The organism is Pseudomonas sp. E6002, assembly GCF_013385565.1.
In the GTDB taxonomy this organism is placed as follows: Bacteria; Pseudomonadota; Gammaproteobacteria; order Pseudomonadales; family Pseudomonadaceae; genus Aquipseudomonas.
On record NZ_JACAPT010000009.1, the window covers coordinates 671,193 to 687,657 of the forward strand.

13 protein-coding genes are annotated in these 16,465 nt (G+C 58.6%); 8 read left to right on the top strand and 5 right to left on the bottom strand.

Annotated elements, in window-relative coordinates; all coding sequences use genetic code 11:
* The first annotated feature begins 192 nt into the window (after positions 1–192).
* From dnaA to gyrB, 4 genes are read left to right on the top strand one after another with little or no spacing between them, the layout of a single operon-like run.
* The gene (dnaA, locus tag HX815_RS09360; RefSeq protein ID WP_032868695.1) at positions 193–1,713 is read left to right on the top strand and encodes a chromosomal replication initiator protein DnaA; all 1,521 of its coding nucleotides are present in this window, start codon (positions 193–195) and stop codon (positions 1,711–1,713) included.
* 39 nt (positions 1,714–1,752) lie between these two features.
* Positions 1,753–2,856, top strand: coding sequence for a DNA polymerase III subunit beta (gene dnaN / locus HX815_RS09365; protein ID WP_003213582.1), 1,104 nt, complete (start codon positions 1,753–1,755; stop codon positions 2,854–2,856).
* Positions 2,857–2,876: 20 nt separating this feature from the next.
* The gene (gene recF / locus HX815_RS09370) at positions 2,877–3,980 is read left to right on the top strand and encodes a DNA replication/repair protein RecF (RefSeq protein ID WP_003213585.1); all 1,104 of its coding nucleotides are present in this window, start codon (positions 2,877–2,879) and stop codon (positions 3,978–3,980) included.
* Between the two features lie 4 nt (positions 3,981–3,984).
* Complete coding sequence (gene gyrB, locus HX815_RS09375; protein ID WP_003213587.1) at positions 3,985–6,408, top strand: DNA topoisomerase (ATP-hydrolyzing) subunit B; 2,424 nt, start codon at positions 3,985–3,987, stop codon at positions 6,406–6,408.
* 92 nt (positions 6,409–6,500) lie between these two features.
* Here the strand turns inward: gyrB and HX815_RS09380 are convergent, their stop codons facing one another.
* A complete protein-coding gene (locus HX815_RS09380) occupies positions 6,501–7,223 on the bottom strand; it encodes a response regulator transcription factor (RefSeq protein WP_003213588.1) in 723 nt (240 codons plus the stop codon).
* A gap of 173 nt (positions 7,224–7,396) precedes the next feature.
* Here HX815_RS09380 and HX815_RS09385 point away from each other — a divergent pair, with 173 nt between their 5' ends.
* The 3 genes from HX815_RS09385 (at position 7,397) to HX815_RS09395 (ending at position 11,223) form a co-directional block, all read left to right on the top strand.
* Positions 7,397–7,648, top strand: coding sequence for a hypothetical protein (locus HX815_RS09385; RefSeq protein ID WP_003213590.1), 252 nt, complete (start codon positions 7,397–7,399; stop codon positions 7,646–7,648).
* A 269-nt stretch (positions 7,649–7,917) separates the two neighbouring features.
* A complete protein-coding gene (locus tag HX815_RS09390; RefSeq protein WP_250884777.1) occupies positions 7,918–8,913 on the top strand; it encodes a FecR domain-containing protein in 996 nt (331 codons plus the stop codon).
* A gap of 18 nt (positions 8,914–8,931) precedes the next feature.
* Positions 8,932–11,223 (top strand): CHASE2 domain-containing protein, encoded by a 2,292-nt coding sequence (locus HX815_RS09395; RefSeq protein ID WP_177028106.1) that lies wholly within the window; start codon positions 8,932–8,934, stop codon positions 11,221–11,223.
* Between the two features lie 180 nt (positions 11,224–11,403).
* Here the strand turns inward: HX815_RS09395 and HX815_RS09400 are convergent, their stop codons facing one another.
* The 4 genes from HX815_RS09400 to glyQ form a co-directional block, all read right to left on the bottom strand.
* A complete protein-coding gene (locus tag HX815_RS09400; RefSeq protein WP_087694572.1) occupies positions 11,404–12,174 on the bottom strand; it encodes a 1-acyl-sn-glycerol-3-phosphate acyltransferase in 771 nt (256 codons plus the stop codon).
* 84 nt (positions 12,175–12,258) lie between these two features.
* Positions 12,259–12,795 (bottom strand): D-glycero-beta-D-manno-heptose 1,7-bisphosphate 7-phosphatase, encoded by a 537-nt coding sequence (gmhB, locus tag HX815_RS09405; RefSeq protein WP_166742131.1) that lies wholly within the window; start codon positions 12,793–12,795, stop codon positions 12,259–12,261.
* 2 nt (positions 12,796–12,797) lie between these two features.
* Complete coding sequence (gene glyS / locus HX815_RS09410) at positions 12,798–14,852, bottom strand: glycine--tRNA ligase subunit beta (RefSeq protein ID WP_177028107.1); 2,055 nt, start codon at positions 14,850–14,852, stop codon at positions 12,798–12,800.
* A complete protein-coding gene (gene glyQ / locus HX815_RS09415) occupies positions 14,849–15,802 on the bottom strand; it encodes a glycine--tRNA ligase subunit alpha (RefSeq protein ID WP_003213601.1) in 954 nt (317 codons plus the stop codon). The genes glyS and glyQ overlap by 4 nt, the downstream gene beginning before the upstream one ends.
* An 81-nt stretch (positions 15,803–15,883) precedes the next feature.
* Here glyQ and HX815_RS09420 point away from each other — a divergent pair, with 81 nt between their 5' ends.
* Positions 15,884–16,441 carry a DNA-3-methyladenine glycosylase I gene (locus tag HX815_RS09420; protein ID WP_087694571.1) on the top strand — a complete coding sequence of 186 codons (558 nt, stop codon included), beginning with the start codon at positions 15,884–15,886 and terminating at the stop codon, positions 16,439–16,441.
* Positions 16,442–16,465: the final 24 nt, after the last annotated feature.

Below are 16,465 nucleotides of genomic sequence, written 5' to 3' on the forward strand. Positions count from 1 at the left end.
CGACCCCACTTGTACAACGAGCTTAGGGGCGCTTATCCACAGAGCTTATGCACAGACCATTTGTCGCCTTTTTTACGGTTAAGGCATTGATTCTTGGCGCCCTGTGAGCAACCTACATGTGGATAAGTGGGCGGCTGGCCGCTACAATGGCGGCTGTTTTTGCCTCACCGGCTTTCAACTTAGGGGATATCCGTGTCAGTGGAACTTTGGCAGCAGTGCGTGGAGCTTTTGCGCGATGAGCTGCCTGCCCAGCAATTCAACACCTGGATCCGTCCGCTACAGGTCGAAGCCGAAGGCGACGAGTTGCGTGTCTACGCACCCAATCGTTTTGTTCTCGACTGGGTCAACGAGAAATACCTGAGCCGCGTTCTCGAATTACTCGATGAACATGGCAACGGGCTTGCTCCGGTGCTCTCCTTATTAATAGGCAGCAAACGTAGCTCGGCACCTCGTGCTGCGCCGAATGCACCGTTGGCAGCCAGTGCCTCCCAGGCTCAGGCCGCTGCGGCACCTGTTAATAACTCGCCAGCCCCGGTCGCCCAGACGCCTTCGAAATCCTCGTCGCAGAAAAACGCGCCTATAAATGAAGAGCCGTCCCGCGACAGCTTTGACCCAATGGCCGGCGCCAGCTCACAACAGGCCCCGGTTCGTGCCGAACAGCGCACCGTCCAGGTAGAGGGTGCGCTCAAGCACACCAGCTATCTGAACCGCACGTTCACCTTTGAGAACTTTGTCGAAGGTAAATCCAACCAGCTGGCCCGCGCGGCTGCCTGGCAGGTCGCCGACAATCCCAAGCACGGTTACAACCCGCTCTTCCTTTATGGTGGCGTTGGCTTGGGTAAAACTCACTTGATGCACGCCGTGGGTAACCACCTATTAAAGAAGAACCCGAATGCCAAGGTCGTGTACCTGCACTCGGAGCGCTTCGTGGCCGATATGGTCAAGGCGTTGCAGCTCAACGCCATCAACGAGTTCAAGCGGTTCTACCGTTCCGTTGATGCCTTGCTGATCGATGACATTCAATTCTTCGCCCGCAAGGAACGTTCCCAGGAAGAGTTTTTCCACACGTTCAACGCGTTGCTCGAAGGTGGCCAGCAGGTCATCCTGACCAGTGACCGTTATCCGAAGGAAATCGAAGGCCTGGAAGAGCGCCTGAAGTCGCGCTTCGGCTGGGGCCTGACCGTAGCGGTAGAACCGCCGGAGCTTGAAACCCGCGTCGCGATCCTGATGAAAAAGGCCGACCAGGCCAAAGTCGACCTGCCGCACGACGCCGCGTTCTTTATCGCCCAGCGCATTCGCTCCAACGTGCGTGAACTGGAAGGCGCACTCAAGCGGGTCATCGCTCACTCGCACTTCATGGGTCGTGACATCACCATCGAGCTGATTCGCGAATCCTTGAAAGACCTGCTGGCGTTGCAAGACAAGCTGGTGAGTGTGGATAACATCCAGCGCACCGTGGCCGAGTATTACAAGATCAAGATTTCCGACCTGCTGTCCAAGCGCCGTTCGCGCTCGGTAGCACGTCCCCGCCAGGTAGCGATGGCGCTCTCCAAAGAGCTGACCAACCACAGCCTGCCGGAAATTGGTGATGTGTTTGGCGGTCGCGACCACACCACGGTCTTGCACGCGTGCCGCAAGATCAACGAACTTAAGGAATCCGACGCGGATATTCGCGAGGACTACAAGAACCTGCTGCGTACACTGACTACTTGATGAACACCAGCGCAGCTTATTAAGGCAAGGGACTAGACCATGCATTTCACCATTCAACGCGAAGCCCTGTTGAAACCCCTGCAACTGGTCGCAGGCGTCGTCGAGCGCCGACAGACCTTGCCGGTGCTTTCCAACGTATTGCTGGTTGTCGAAGGCCAGCAATTGTCCTTGACCGGTACCGACCTGGAAGTCGAGCTGGTCGGTCGCGTCCAGCTCGAAGAGCCCGCCGAACCCGGCGAGATCACCGTGCCGGCGCGCAAGCTGATGGACATCTGCAAAAGCCTGCCCAACGACGCGCTGATCGACATCAAGGTTGATGAGCAAAAGCTGGTGGTCAAGGCCGGTCGCAGCCGTTTCACCCTGTCGACCTTGCCGGCCAACGACTTCCCGACCGTGGAAGAAGGCCCAGGCTCGCTGACCTGCAGCCTGGAACAAAGCCGACTGCGCCGCTTGATCGAGCGCACCAGCTTCGCCATGGCCCAGCAGGACGTGCGTTATTACCTTAACGGCATGCTGCTGGAAGTCTCCGAAGGCATCATCCGCGCCGTAGCCACCGACGGTCACCGTCTGGCCATGTGCTCGATGAAGGCCGATATCGGTCAGCCGGATCGCCACCAGGTGATCGTGCCGCGTAAAGGTATTCTGGAACTCGCGCGCCTGCTGACCGAGCCGGATGGCAATGTCAGTATCGTGCTGGGCCAGCACCACATCCGCGCGACCACTGGCGAGTTCACCTTCACTTCCAAGCTGGTTGACGGCAAGTTCCCGGATTACGAGCGCGTTCTGCCAAAAGGCGGCGACAAGCTGGTGATCGGTGATCGTCAGGCCCTGCGTGAAGCGTTCAGCCGTACCGCTATTCTTTCCAACGAGAAATACCGTGGTATCCGCCTGCAATTGGCCAACGGCCAACTGAAAATCCAGGCGAATAACCCTGAGCAGGAAGAAGCGGAAGAAGAAGTGGGCGTCGACTACAACGGCGGCAACCTGGAAATCGGCTTCAACGTCAGCTACCTGTTGGACGTGCTGGGCGTGATGACCACTGAACAGGTTCGCCTGATTCTGTCTGACTCCAACAGCAGCGCCCTGGTACAAGAATCCGACAACGATGACTCGGCTTACGTTGTCATGCCGATGCGCCTGTAATCATGTTCAGCAGAAGCTAGATGTCCCTCAGTCGCGTCTCGGTCACCGCGGTGCGCAATTTGCACCCGGTGACCTTCTCCCCCTCCCCCCGCATCAATATCCTCCACGGCGCCAACGGCAGTGGCAAAACCAGCGTGCTGGAAGCCATTCACCTGCTGGGGCTCGCTCGTTCCTTTCGCAGTGCCCGCTTGTTGCCGGTGATTCAGTACGAGCAACTGGCGTGCACAGTATTTGGCCAAGTCGAATTGGCCGAAGGCGGTCATAGCAGCCTGGGGATTTCTCGTGATCGTCAGGGGGAGTTTCAAATCCGCATCGATGGGCAGAATGCTCGTAGTGCTGCGCAGCTGGCAGAAATCCTGCCGCTGCAACTGATCAACCCGGACAGCTTCCGCTTGCTGGAAGGCGCGCCAAAAATCCGCAGGCAATTCCTCGATTGGGGAGTGTTCCACGTGGAACCGCGTTTCATGGCCACTTGGCAGCGCCTGCAGAAGGCCCTGCGGCAGCGGAACTCATGGCTGCGGCATGGTACACTTGACGCCGCTTCGCAAGCTGCTTGGGACCGGGAACTGTGCCTGGCCAGCGCTGAAATAGATGAATACCGCCGCGCCTATATCAAAGCCTTGAAACCAGTCTTTGAGCAGACCTTGAGCGAGTTACTTGAACTCGAGGGGCTGACGTTGAGCTACTACCGTGGTTGGGACAAAGACCGGGAACTGAGTGCAGTGCTCGCGACGTCCTTGCAACGGGATCAGCAAATTGGTCACACCCAGGCCGGACCACAACGGGCTGATTTGCGCCTTAGATTGGGCGCACATAATGCTGCGGATATCTTGTCCCGCGGTCAGCAAAAGTTGGTGGTCTGCGCTTTGCGTATCGCCCAGGGGCATCTGGTTAGCCAGGCCCGGCGCGGGCAATGTATTTATCTGGTGGATGACTTGCCGTCCGAACTGGACGAGCAGCACCGCCGCGCGTTATGCCGCTTGTTGGAAGACTTACGCTGCCAGGTGTTTATCACCTGTGTAGACCACGAATTATTGAGGGAAGGCTGGCAGACGGAAACGCCAGTCGCTTTGTTCCACGTGGAACAAGGCCGTATCACCCAGACCCACGACCATCGGGAGTGAAGGCATGAGCGAAGAAAATACGAATACGTACGACTCGACCAGCATTAAAGTGCTTAAAGGTTTGGATGCCGTACGCAAACGTCCCGGTATGTACATCGGTGATACCGATGATGGCAGCGGTCTGCACCACATGGTGTTCGAGGTGGTCGATAACTCGATCGACGAAGCTTTGGCCGGTCACTGCGACGACATCAGCATCATCATCCACCCGGACGAATCCATCACCGTACGCGACAACGGTCGCGGCATTCCGGTAGATGTGCATAAAGAAGAAGGCGTTTCGGCGGCAGAGGTCATCATGACCGTGCTCCACGCCGGCGGTAAGTTCGACGATAACTCCTATAAAGTATCCGGCGGTTTGCACGGTGTAGGTGTTTCGGTAGTAAACGCCCTTTCTGAAGAGCTGATCCTGACTGTACGTCGTAGCGGCAAGATCTGGGAACAGACTTACGTTCATGGTGTTCCACAGGAACCGATGAAAATCGTCGGTGACAGCGAAAGCACTGGTACGCAGATTCACTTCAAGCCTTCGGCTGAAACCTTCAAGAACATCCACTTCAGCTGGGACATTCTGGCCAAGCGGATTCGTGAACTGTCTTTCCTGAACTCCGGTGTGGGTATCGTCCTCAAGGACGAACGCAGCGGCAAGGAAGAGCTGTTCAAGTACGAAGGCGGCCTGCGTGCGTTCGTTGAATACCTGAACACCAACAAGACCGCGGTCAATCAGGTGTTCCACTTCAACATCCAGCGTGAAGACGGCATCGGCGTAGAAATCGCCCTGCAGTGGAACGACAGCTTCAACGAGAACCTGTTGTGCTTCACCAACAACATTCCTCAGCGCGATGGCGGTACTCACCTGGTGGGTTTCCGTTCTGCACTGACGCGTAACCTGAACACCTACATCGAAGCGGAAGGCTTGGCGAAGAAACACAAAGTCGCCACCACCGGTGACGATGCCCGCGAAGGCCTGACCGCCATTATCTCGGTCAAGGTTCCGGATCCGAAGTTCAGCTCCCAGACCAAAGACAAGCTGGTGTCCTCCGAAGTGAAGACAGCGGTCGAACAGGAAATGGGCAAGTACTTCTCCGACTTCCTGCTGGAAAACCCGAACGAAGCCAAGCTGGTTGTCGGCAAGATGATCGACGCAGCACGGGCTCGTGAAGCGGCGCGTAAAGCCCGTGAGATGACGCGTCGTAAAGGTGCGCTGGATATCGCCGGCCTGCCGGGCAAACTGGCTGACTGCCAGGAGAAAGACCCTGCCCTCTCCGAACTGTACCTGGTGGAAGGTGACTCTGCTGGCGGTTCCGCCAAGCAGGGTCGTAACCGTCGCACCCAGGCCATCCTGCCGTTGAAGGGTAAGATCCTCAACGTCGAGAAGGCGCGTTTCGACAAGATGATTTCCTCGCAGGAAGTCGGCACCTTGATCACCGCCCTGGGCTGTGGCATCGGCCGCGATGAGTACAACATCGACAAGCTGCGCTATCACAACATCATCATCATGACCGATGCTGACGTTGACGGTTCGCACATCCGCACCCTGCTGCTGACGTTCTTCTTCCGTCAGTTGCCGGAGTTGATCGAGCGTGGCTACATCTACATCGCCCAGCCACCGTTGTACAAAGTGAAAAAAGGCAAGCAAGAGCAATACATCAAAGACGACGACGCCATGGAAGAGTACATGACGCAGTCGGCCCTGGAAGATGCGAGCCTGCACTTGAACGACGAAGCCCCGGGCATCTCCGGTGAAGCGTTGGAGCGCCTGGTAAACGACTTCCGCATGGTGATGAAGACCCTCAAGCGTTTGTCGCGCCTGTACCCTCAGGAGCTGACCGAGCACTTCATCTACCTGCCATCCGTCAGCCTGGAACAGTTGGGTGATCATGCTCACATGCAGGCTTGGTTGGCCCAGTACGAAGTCCGCCTGCGTACCGTTGAAAAATCCGGCCTGGTCTACAAAGCCAGCCTGCGTGAAGACCGTGAACGTAACGTCTGGCTGCCAGAGGTCGAACTGATCTCCCACGGCCTGTCGAACTACGTCACCTTCAACCGCGACTTCTTCGGCAGCAACGACTACAAGACGGTTGTTACCCTCGGCGCGCAACTGAGCACCCTGCTGGACGACGGTGCTTACATTCAGCGTGGCGAGCGCAAGAAAGCGGTCAAAGAGTTCAAGGAAGCCCTGGACTGGTTGATGGCGGAAAGCACCAAGCGCCACACCATTCAGCGATACAAAGGTCTGGGCGAAATGAACCCGGATCAGCTGTGGGAAACCACCATGGACCCAGCCCAGCGTCGCATGCTGCGCGTGACCATCGAAGACGCCATTGGCGCGGACCAGATCTTCAACACCCTGATGGGTGATGCGGTCGAGCCTCGTCGTGACTTCATCGAGAGCAATGCCCTGGCGGTTTCCAACCTGGACTTCTGATCAGGTTGCAGCAAAAAAAAGGCCAACGCTTAGCGTTGGCCTTTTTTATGGGCAGGATATGAGCATTTTATAAATGCTCCACGTGGAACATCTCAGTCCTCGGAAGCCGCCGTCACACTCTCCAACCGATATCCGTACCCATAGATCGTCAGCAACTGCCAACCCCGATCCGCCGTCAGCCCGAGCTTATTCCGCAGCCGATAAATATGCGTATCCAGCGGCCGCGACGACACCATCTCCTCATGGGTCCAGAACCGTTCATACAGGTACTCTCGAGACAGCGGCCGCGCCAGGTTCTCAAACAGGCACCGCGCCAGGCGGTATTCGCGCTCCGTCAGGCTGATGGGTTTTCCCGCCCTGCTCACCGTGAGTTCAGCATCATCAAAGGTCAGGTCATTGAAGGTATGCACCTCACTGGCTGCAGACTTCTGCAACCCGTGGCGACGCAGAACGGCATTCACCCGAGCCTTAAGCTCATTGGGACGAAACGGCTTGCTGACGTAATCATCGGCACCACTGTTCAGCGCCTGGACGATATCGCTCTCGGCATCGCGGCTGGTAAGCATGATGGCGGCTGGCGGCGCTTCCATGTGCTCGCGGGTCCAGCGCAGCAATGCCAGGCCACTGAGGTCGGGCAGTTGCCAGTCAAGGATCAGCAAGTCGAAGGTCTCGCGGCGCAGTTGTCGCAGCAGGTCTTCTCCACGCTCGAAGCAGTGCAGGGTCCATGGCTGATCCGCAGCGCTGGGGATTTGTCGCAGTGTCTGTTCCACCCGCCGCAGTTCAGCAGGTTCGTCATCCAATATTGCGACACGCATGGCAGGGTCCTTTCTTATTGAAGAATGCGGGCATCGAATCTGAACAATTATGGCCAGATTCTCAGGCCCTCTGAATCTCTCGGTACGCTGATATCAAATGGCCGCAAGCCATTGGAAATCGTCAACACCCAAGCTGGGAAGATACCGGCTCGAGACCTTCAGGAAAAGGATCAATGGCAATCTGGTTTTATGCTGTTTCGAGACGTATGGCCGTTCTGGGGAAGGTTGATGTATGGGGAAGACTGGTATTGGTGGTGATGGTTGCTACGCTGGGCACGGAAACGGTCGGGGCCAATAAGCCGGCGATACCTATGCCGTTCGAGGAACGGCAGACTTTGAGTGAGCCCGGCAATGGCATGGGCTTCGCCCGTTCACCGTTTCAGCAACTCAGCGAACAGCAGCAGACCCAACGTTGGGTATTTTAAGTACCCGCAAATCTGAACAAATGTTGCGAATCGGTCCGATGCACCTATGTTGTAGGTAAATTCGCTCTCGCTGGATGACACACGGATTGGAGCGACGGAAGTGCTCCGACACAGGGACGTGTCATCTTCTGCAATGGATCTCACGCTCCCAGATATTTCGGCTATCGACTGGATACCTCATCGAGTATCGTAGACGGTACTCAAGGTCTTCCCGCTGCAAGACGCTGCCTGAAAGTGCTTTCTGATGACCCATTAGAACTAGAATCTTGATGAGCGCCATGACCTTTTTCCCTTGCCGATTCCGCTCTGCCGCTTCTACGCTGTTGAGTTCGGGCCTGATCGTTACGCTTGGCGTAGTGAGTCTTCCGGCCTTGGCACGCCCTGCCCCTCCCCGTGCACCCTATATCGACGACAACCGGATGTGCCGCGCGCAACCGCTTCCGGCAGTGGTGCAGCACCTCACGGGCGAAGCCTGGAAACTGGATGCCAAGGGTGTGTCCACGGCCCTGGAAGAAGGCATGTTCATTGATGAACAAGAAAGCGTAAAAACCTCATCGGGCGCATTTGTCAGCCTGTTGCTGGGGGACGGCTCGCGGATTGTCTTGCCCTCCAGCTCCCAGGTCCGATTGCATCTGGTCGAGGAGCAATCCATTCCCCAGGTGATTCTTGAAGAAGGTCAGGTCGAGGCTTACGTGATCAAGCGTGCCAGCGACTATGACCGTTTCCAGATCATGACCCCGGTGGGCGTTCTGGGGGTACGCGGCACGCATTTCCGTGTGCGTAACGATGGCGAACAATCGCTGGTGGAAGTACTCAACGGGCAAGTGGCGGTCAATCGTGATGACGCTCCACCGAGCCCGCGCCCTATCAAGAAGAAGCCCATTACCGGTCCAGTCTCTGGTGAAGTAAAGGTTGGTGCGCGGCAGGGCCTCGCGTTCAAGAAACAAGGCGAACTCAAACCCGTGGAACTGCTTGATGCGCCACGGTTGGTCGGCCAGGACGGCCAAAAGGGCGATGCGCCTGTCTGGACCCTGTTCCTGCGGCCATTGGCCGGGGCCCAACGCTACCGGGCCCAGGTCGCGACCGATAAGGAGTTTCTGAACATCAAGCAGGAAAATTTCTCCGACAAGCCGCAAATGCGCTTCACTGGGCTGAAAGCATCGTTCTATCACGTTCGCTTGTCGGCATATGATGAACACGGGCTTGAGGGAGAAACCGGGGTTTATGACATTTTCTATTACCCACCCGCGAACCGCGTTCAGTAGTGCCCTGGACGCGAGCCGGTGAGGCTGTGGCACAGGGCTGAAAAGCGCCAACCGACTCAGGCTCAGCGGCTGTTCAATGGCCTGGTGCGCGAATGGCTGTGGGTCAGCCTGTTGCTATTACCCATCACGGCCTTCCTGTCCCTGAGCCCTGGCCTGGCCCTCAATAACCTGCTGTATGACAGCCTCCGCCGGCTGGCGCCTTTATCGGTGGATCCACGCATCCTGCTGGTAACGATCGACGACCGAAGTCTGAAGGAACTTGGCCAATGGCCGTGGTCCCGACGTGTGCATGCCGACCTGCTTGATCGGCTGAGCGCCGCCAAGCCTGCCGGCATCCTGTTTGACGTGATCTTCAGCGAGCCCGCCCGGGAGCCAGCCAATGACCTGCGCCTGGCCGAGGCTATGTGCAACGCTGGCAACGTCCTGTTGCCTTTGATTCGTGAAGGCTCGCCACGCTACGGCCAGCCTGTGGCGCAAATCCTGCCTGTGTTGCCCTTGCGTGATTGCGCCCGTAGCGTCGGCCATATCAACGTGGAAGCGGACAGCGACGGCATCGTTCGAAGCCTGTATTTGCGTGAAGGTCCACCCGGTAATTTGACACCGCAGTTAGCCTGGCTGGCGTTTGAACTGAGCGGCCAGCCATCCGGAATGCCGGGCGCACCTGGTCCGTCGGAAAGCTCCAGCTGGCAGCGGGAAAATGCCATTCGAATTCCTTTTATTGCCAGTCATGCCGGCTTTCCCAGCGTGCCGTATATCAGTGCCTTGCGCGGGGAGGTGCCATCCGAGTTGCTGCGCGACCGCTTGATCCTGATTGGCGCTACGGCACCGGGCATGGGCGACCGTTATGTCACGCCGCTTTCGGCCAGTGTCGGCACCACCCCGGGCGTGGAGATCCAGGCAAATATTCTCAATGGCTTGCTGCAAGGGCGCAGTATTGTCGATCTGCCCGTGTGGATGGCGACGCTACTGGCCACCGCGATGGTCGCGGTGCTGTTGGGCCTTCTGCTGTTTCGCCCGCGTTATGCACTGTGGCTGACCCTCGGTTGCATGGGGGCTGCGCTTCTGGGTTCATGGGGCCTGTTGCGCCTGGGCCATTGGTGGTCGCCGGCAGCAAGTCTGATTGGCATGCTGCTCAGCTACCTGATCTGGAACTGGCGGCGCCTGAGCGTGATCCTGGCCTACTTCGGCTGGGAACTGGCACGCCTGGACAACGAACCCAAAGTGCTCCCGGAGCGCCGTCGAGCGCCCGCCAGCCAGGGTGATGTATTGCAGGGACGAATCTTCGCCCTCGAACAAGCGGTCAGCCGTACCCGGGACACTCGTCGCTTCATGGCCGATGGGCTGGAATGTTTGCCTGTAGCAACCTTGATTACCGACCCCAAGGGCAACGTCCTGCTGGCCAATCGAATTGCCCGCGATGTGTTCGGCAATGAACTGGTGGCCGAAAACCTCTTGGATCAGCTCGCCGCATTAGGTTATCCACCGCTGCAGGACGGTGTTCGCCCTGCCCTGTCGACGCTGGAGATTGTCGAGTTCCGCGACACCCTTGACCGCAGCCTGCGCCTCGACCTGGCTCCGCTGCTGCCCGCAGACGGTGACGTGGCCCTTGGCTGGCTGCTGAGCCTCACAGACCTGAGCATTGAGCGTGATGCCCAGCAGCAACGGGAGACCCTGCTGCGCTTTCTGTCCCATGACTTGCGTGCGCCGCATTCGGCGATCCTGGCCCTGTTGGATGTTCAGGACACCGCCGCGCCGATATTTGCGCAGATCGAACAACAAGTCCGCCGTGCCCTGAACCTGACCGAATCATTCGTGCAGTTGGCGAAAGCCGAATCCGATGGCTACCAATTCCAGCCCAGCCTGTTCGCCATGTTGGTGCTCGACGCATTTGATCAAGTCGCAGTGCACGCCCAGTTGAAAGGCATTCGCCTGGTCCATCACCTGGATGAAGACGGCGAAGAAATGGTCTGGGCGGATCAATCGCTGCTGACCCGCGCCTTATTCAACCTGTTGGAAAATGCGGTGAAATACAGCCCATCGGGCACCACCGTTACGTTAAGCCTGACCCGCCATGAAGACGCGTTGGAGTGCCGCATCAGCGACCAGGGGCGAGGAATCTCCCCGCAGGATTTGCCCGAACTCTTCGCTCAATACCGGCGCTTCGCCTCGGCTCAGGGCAGTGAAGGATTGGGGTTGGGGCTGACCATGGTCAAGGCCGTCGTGGATCGTCACGGTGGGAGAATTCGCTGCGAAAGCGAGGTGGGTAAAGGTACGACCTTCATCCTTCAGCTGCCATTGTGGCGAGACTGAATCGCGGCTTTTCACCTGTGCATAAAAAACCGGTCTCAAGGACCGGTTTTTTAATGCGGGAAAAACTTATGCACCTTTTCCGCTGTTTTATGAACTTGGGAAATATGTAAGTAAATCAGCAGCCTATAAGCCAAAAAGCGCAATTCGCCAACAAACCGTACACAGGTTATCCACAGAAACTCAAATCACCGGCGTGTCGACCACAACCGGCTCCGGCGGCAACGAACCCATGGCCCTTTGTTGCGCTTCATTCCATGCCTGGGCACGGTCGTTCAGCGCTGCAATGGCACGTGGGCCTTCGCCCTCGGCATACATGGGCTCGCCAATGATTACAGTGATGGTGCCTTGACGCTTGGCCCAGCCGGTCTTTGGCCAGAACTTGCCGGCGTTGTGGGCAATCGGCAGCACCGGCAGCCCGGCGTTCACCGCCAGGGCAGTACCGCCACGTGAGAACTTGCCCACAGTGCCGTAGGGCACGCGCGTACCTTCAGGGAAGATCAGCACCCAAACCCCATCCTTCAACAGCTCATCGCCCTTCTTGGCCACATGCTTGAGTGCGGCCTTGGGGTTGTCGCGGTCGATGGCGATCGGTCGCAGCATGGCCATGGCCCAGCCGAAGAATGGCACGTACAGCAGCTCACGCTTGAGCACTTGGCTCAGGGGCGAGAAATACGCAGACAGGAAAAAGGTTTCCCAGGTGCTCTGGTGGTTCGACAGAATCACACAAGGCTGGTCCGGGACGTTTTCGGCGCCCTTGATCTCGAAACGAATGTTCAGGAACACCTTGGTCAACCACAGCGCGCAGTTGCACCAAAAGACGTTGATGAAACGATAGCGCGCCTTGAACGGCAGGAAAGGCGCGATAAAAAAGCTCAGGGTGCACCAGAGAAAAGAGCTGGTGCCCAACAGCAGGTAAAAGAAGAAGGTTCTGATGGCCTGCAAAATCGACATGGCGGCATTTACCGTTGCGGGACAACGCCCGCCTGTTAAAAGCGCGCTCCCGAACAGTCCTTGGTCAGGAAGTCAGAAGGGCTGCTAGTTGTTGATAAGTTCTGCGGCAACCGCCGCCAGATCGTCAAAAATCAAAGTACCTACCGGCAGGGTTTTAGCCTGGGTCTTTTCGCCTTTCCCGGTTTTTACCAAAACTGGCTGAGAGTCGACGGCTTTGGCGGCTTCCAGGTCACCGAGGCTGTCCCCGACAAACCATAGCCCAGCCAACGGCACGTTGTAATGTTCAGCAATAGTTTTAAGCATACCCGGTTTGGGCTTGCGGCAATCGCAGCCTTCATCCGGGCCGTGCGGGCAATACACCACCAGCCCTACTTCACCGCCCTGCTCGGCCACCAGCGTGCGCAGGCGCGCGTGCATGGCGTCGAGGGTGGCGATGTCGTAGTAGCCGCGGGCGATGCCGGACTGGTTGGTGGCGATGGCCACTGTCCAGCCCGCTTTGCTCAACTGCGCGATGGCCTCGATCGAGCCGGGCAGTGGAATCCATTCCGCCACCGATTTGATGTAAGCGTCGGAGTCGTAATTGATCACTCCGTCCCGATCGAGAATCAGCAGTTTCAACATGGTCAGCTCAGTACGGAAATGTCAGCGATATTGATGAACAGGCCGCGCAGGCGCGCCAGCATGGCGTAGCGGTTTTTCCGCACGCCCGCGTCTTCGGCATTGATCATCACCGCTTCGAAGAACGCATCCACCGGCTCACGCAAGGTGGCCAGGCGCGCCAAGGCTTCGGCGTAGTTGCGTTCGGCGATCAGCGGCTTCACTGCGTTTTCCGCCTTGGCGATGGCCGAGTTCAGCGAGAACTCCTTGGCATCGGCAAACAGGCCCGGGTCGACTTCGGCATTGCCGAGGTTGTCGGCCTTGCTCAGCAGGTTCGACACACGCTTGTTCACGGCGGCCAGGGCACCGGCTTCCGGCAGCTTGCGGAAGGCCTGTACGGCCTGCACACGCTGGTCGAAGTCCAGCGCCGAACCTGGTTGCAGGGCACGTACCGACAGGTACACCGAAACGTCCACGCCTTCGTCTTCGTAACGCGCACGCAGACGGTCGAACACGAACTCCAGCACTTGCTCGGCCAGGCCGGCTTGCTTGACCTTGGCACCGAACTGGCCAACCGCAAACACCACGGCCTGGGTCAGGTCGAGGTCGAGCTTCTTGTCGATCAGGATGCGCAGCACGCCCAGGGCCGCACGGCGCAGCGCATACGGGTCTTTGCTGCCGGTAGGCAACATGCCGATACCGAAGATACCGACGAGGGTATCCAGCTTGTCAGCGATGGCCACGGCCGCACCGGTGAGGGTGGTCGGCAGCTCGGCGCCAGCACCGCGCGGCATGTACTGCTCGTTCAGCGCGAGGGCGACGTCTTGCGGCTCGCCATCATTCAGAGCGTAGTAGTAACCGGCAACACCTTGCATCTCCGGGAACTCGCCGACCATCTCGGTGGCCAGGTCGCACTTGGACAGCAGGCCGGCACGCGCAGCCCAGGCAGCATCGCCACCAATGCGTGGCGCGATGTAGGCCGCCAGCTTGGAAACCCGTACGGCCTTGTCGTATACGCTGCCGAGTTTTTCCTGGAACACCACGTTCTGCAGGCGCAGGTTGAAGTCTTCGAGCTTCTGCTTCTTGTCTTGCTTGAAGAAGAACTCGGCGTCAGTCAGGCGCGGGCGAACGACTTTTTCGTTACCGGCGATGATCTGCTGCGGGTCCTTGCTTTCGATGTTGGCCACGGTGATGAAGCGCGGCAGCAGCTTGCCGTCGACGTCCAGCAGGCAGAAATACTTCTGGTTGTCCTGCATGGTGGTGATCAGCGCTTCCTGCGGCACGTCGAGGAAACGTTCCTCGAACGAGCACACCAGCGGCACTGGCCATTCAACCAAAGCGGTCACTTCGTCCAGCAGGCTTGGCGGCACGATGGCGGTGCCTTCCTGCAGGCGGGCCAGCTCTTCGGTACGCTTGCTGATCAGCTCGCGGCGCTCATTGGCATCCGCCAGCACATAGGCTGCACGCAGGTCGTTGAGGTAGTTGGCGGGCGCGGTGATGCGCACGGCTTCAGGACGGTGGAAGCGGTGGCCACGTGAATCACGGCCGGCCTTCTGGGCGAGGATGGTGCAGTCGATGACCTGGTCACCGAGCAGCATCACCAGCCATTGGGTCGGGCGCACGAACTCTTCCTTGCGGGCACCCCAGCGCATGCGCTTGGGAATCGGCAGGTCGTTCAGCGAGTCTTCAACGATGGTCGGCAACAGGCTGGCGGTCGGCTTGCCGGTGATGACCTGGCTGAAACGCAGCTTCGGGCCACTCTGGTCGATTTCGCTCAGCTCGACGCCACACTTCTTGGCAAAACCAAGGGCGGCTTGAGTCGGGTTGCCTTCAGCATCGAAGGCGGCCTGGCGTGGCGGGCCGTCGAGGTTGATGCTGCGGTCCGGCTGCTGGGTTTCCAGTGCGGTGAGCAACACAGCCAGTCGGCGCGGCGCGGCGTAGACCTTTTTTGCGGCGAACTTCAGGCCAGCGGTTTGCAGGCCTTTTTCGATACCGGCCAGGAATGCGTCGGCCAGGGTATTCAGTGCCTTGGGTGGCAGCTCTTCGGTGCCCAGTTCAACCAGGAAATCTTGAGCACTCATTGTGCAGCCTCCAGCTTAGCCAACACTTCATCACGCAGGTCCGGGGTGGCCATCGGGAAGCCCAGCTTGGCGCGAGCCAACAGGTAGGCTTGGGCGACGGAACGCGCCAGGGTGCGTACACGCAGGATGTATTGCTGGCGCGCAGTTACCGAGATGGCACGACGGGCGTCCAGCAGGTTGAAGGTGTGGGATGCCTTCAGAACCATTTCATAGCTTGGCAACGGCAGCGGCTGATCCAGTTCGATCAGGCGCTTGGCTTCGCTTTCATAGAAGTCGAACAGTTCGAACAGCTTCTCGACGTTCGCGTGTTCGAAGTTGTAGGTCGACTGCTCCACTTCGTTCTGGTGGAACACGTCGCCGTAGGTCACCTTGCCGAACGGGCCGTCAGCCCACACCAGGTCGTAGACCGAGTCCACGCCTTGCAGGTACATGGCCAGGCGCTCGAGACCGTAGGTGATCTCGCCGGTCACCGGGTAGCACTCGATGCCGCCGGCTTGCTGGAAGTAAGTGAACTGTGTCACTTCCATGCCGTTGAGCCAGACTTCCCAGCCCAGGCCCCAGGCGCCCAGGGTTGGCGATTCCCAGTTGTCTTCGACGAAACGGATGTCGTGGACCAGCGGGTCCAGGCCGACATGTTTCAACGAGCCCAGGTACAGCTCCTGGAAGTTGTCCGGGTTTGGCTTCAGAACCACCTGGAACTGGTAGTAGTGCTGCAGGCGGTTCGGGTTTTCGCCGTAGCGGCCGTCAGTCGGGCGACGACTGGGCTGCACATAAGCGGCGTTCCAGGTTTCCGGGCCGATGGCCCGCAGGAAGGTAGCGGTGTGGAAAGTGCCGGCGCCTACTTCCATATCGTAGGGCTGAAGTACCACACAACCTTGCTCGGCCCAGTATTGCTGGAGGGCGAGGATCAAGTCTTGGAAGGTACGCACGGCTGGCGTAGGCTGGCTCACGAAATTCACCTGTTACTTGGGCTGCGATTTAAAGAGCGGGAGTATACCCGATTCGGCCGCGCCACCATCCCCTGGAGCCTTATGCCACGCTGCTTTTGGTGTTCTGAAGATCCGCTGTACATGGCTTATCACGATCAGGAGTGGGGAACGCCGCTGCGCGATGCGCAGGGACTGTTCGAGTTGCTTTTGCTCGAAGGGTTCCAGGCGGGCCTGTCCTGGATCACCGTTTTACGCAAACGCGAGCATTATCGAAAGGTCTTGTTCGGCTTTGATGCGCAGCGTCTGGCCCAACTGAGCGATGCCGAGATCGAAGCGCTGATGCTCGATCCGGGCATCGTGCGTAACCGCCTGAAACTCAATGCCACCCGGCGCAATGCCGCCGCCTGGCTGGCGCTGCAGGACCCCGTGGAGTTTCTGTGGTCGTTTGTGGGCGGCGTGCCCAAGGTCAATCATTTCAAGGACCGCAGCCAGGTCCCGGCCATTACGCCGGAGGCTGAGGCCATGAGCAAAGCCTTGAAAAAAGCCGGCTTCACGTTCGTCGGGCCGACCATCTGCTACGCGTTCATGCAGGCCTCGGGCATGGTCATGGACCACACTCAGGACTGCGACCGTTACGCGGACCTCGCCAACGCCGGTTAGAATGGCGGCTTTGCGCACCACACA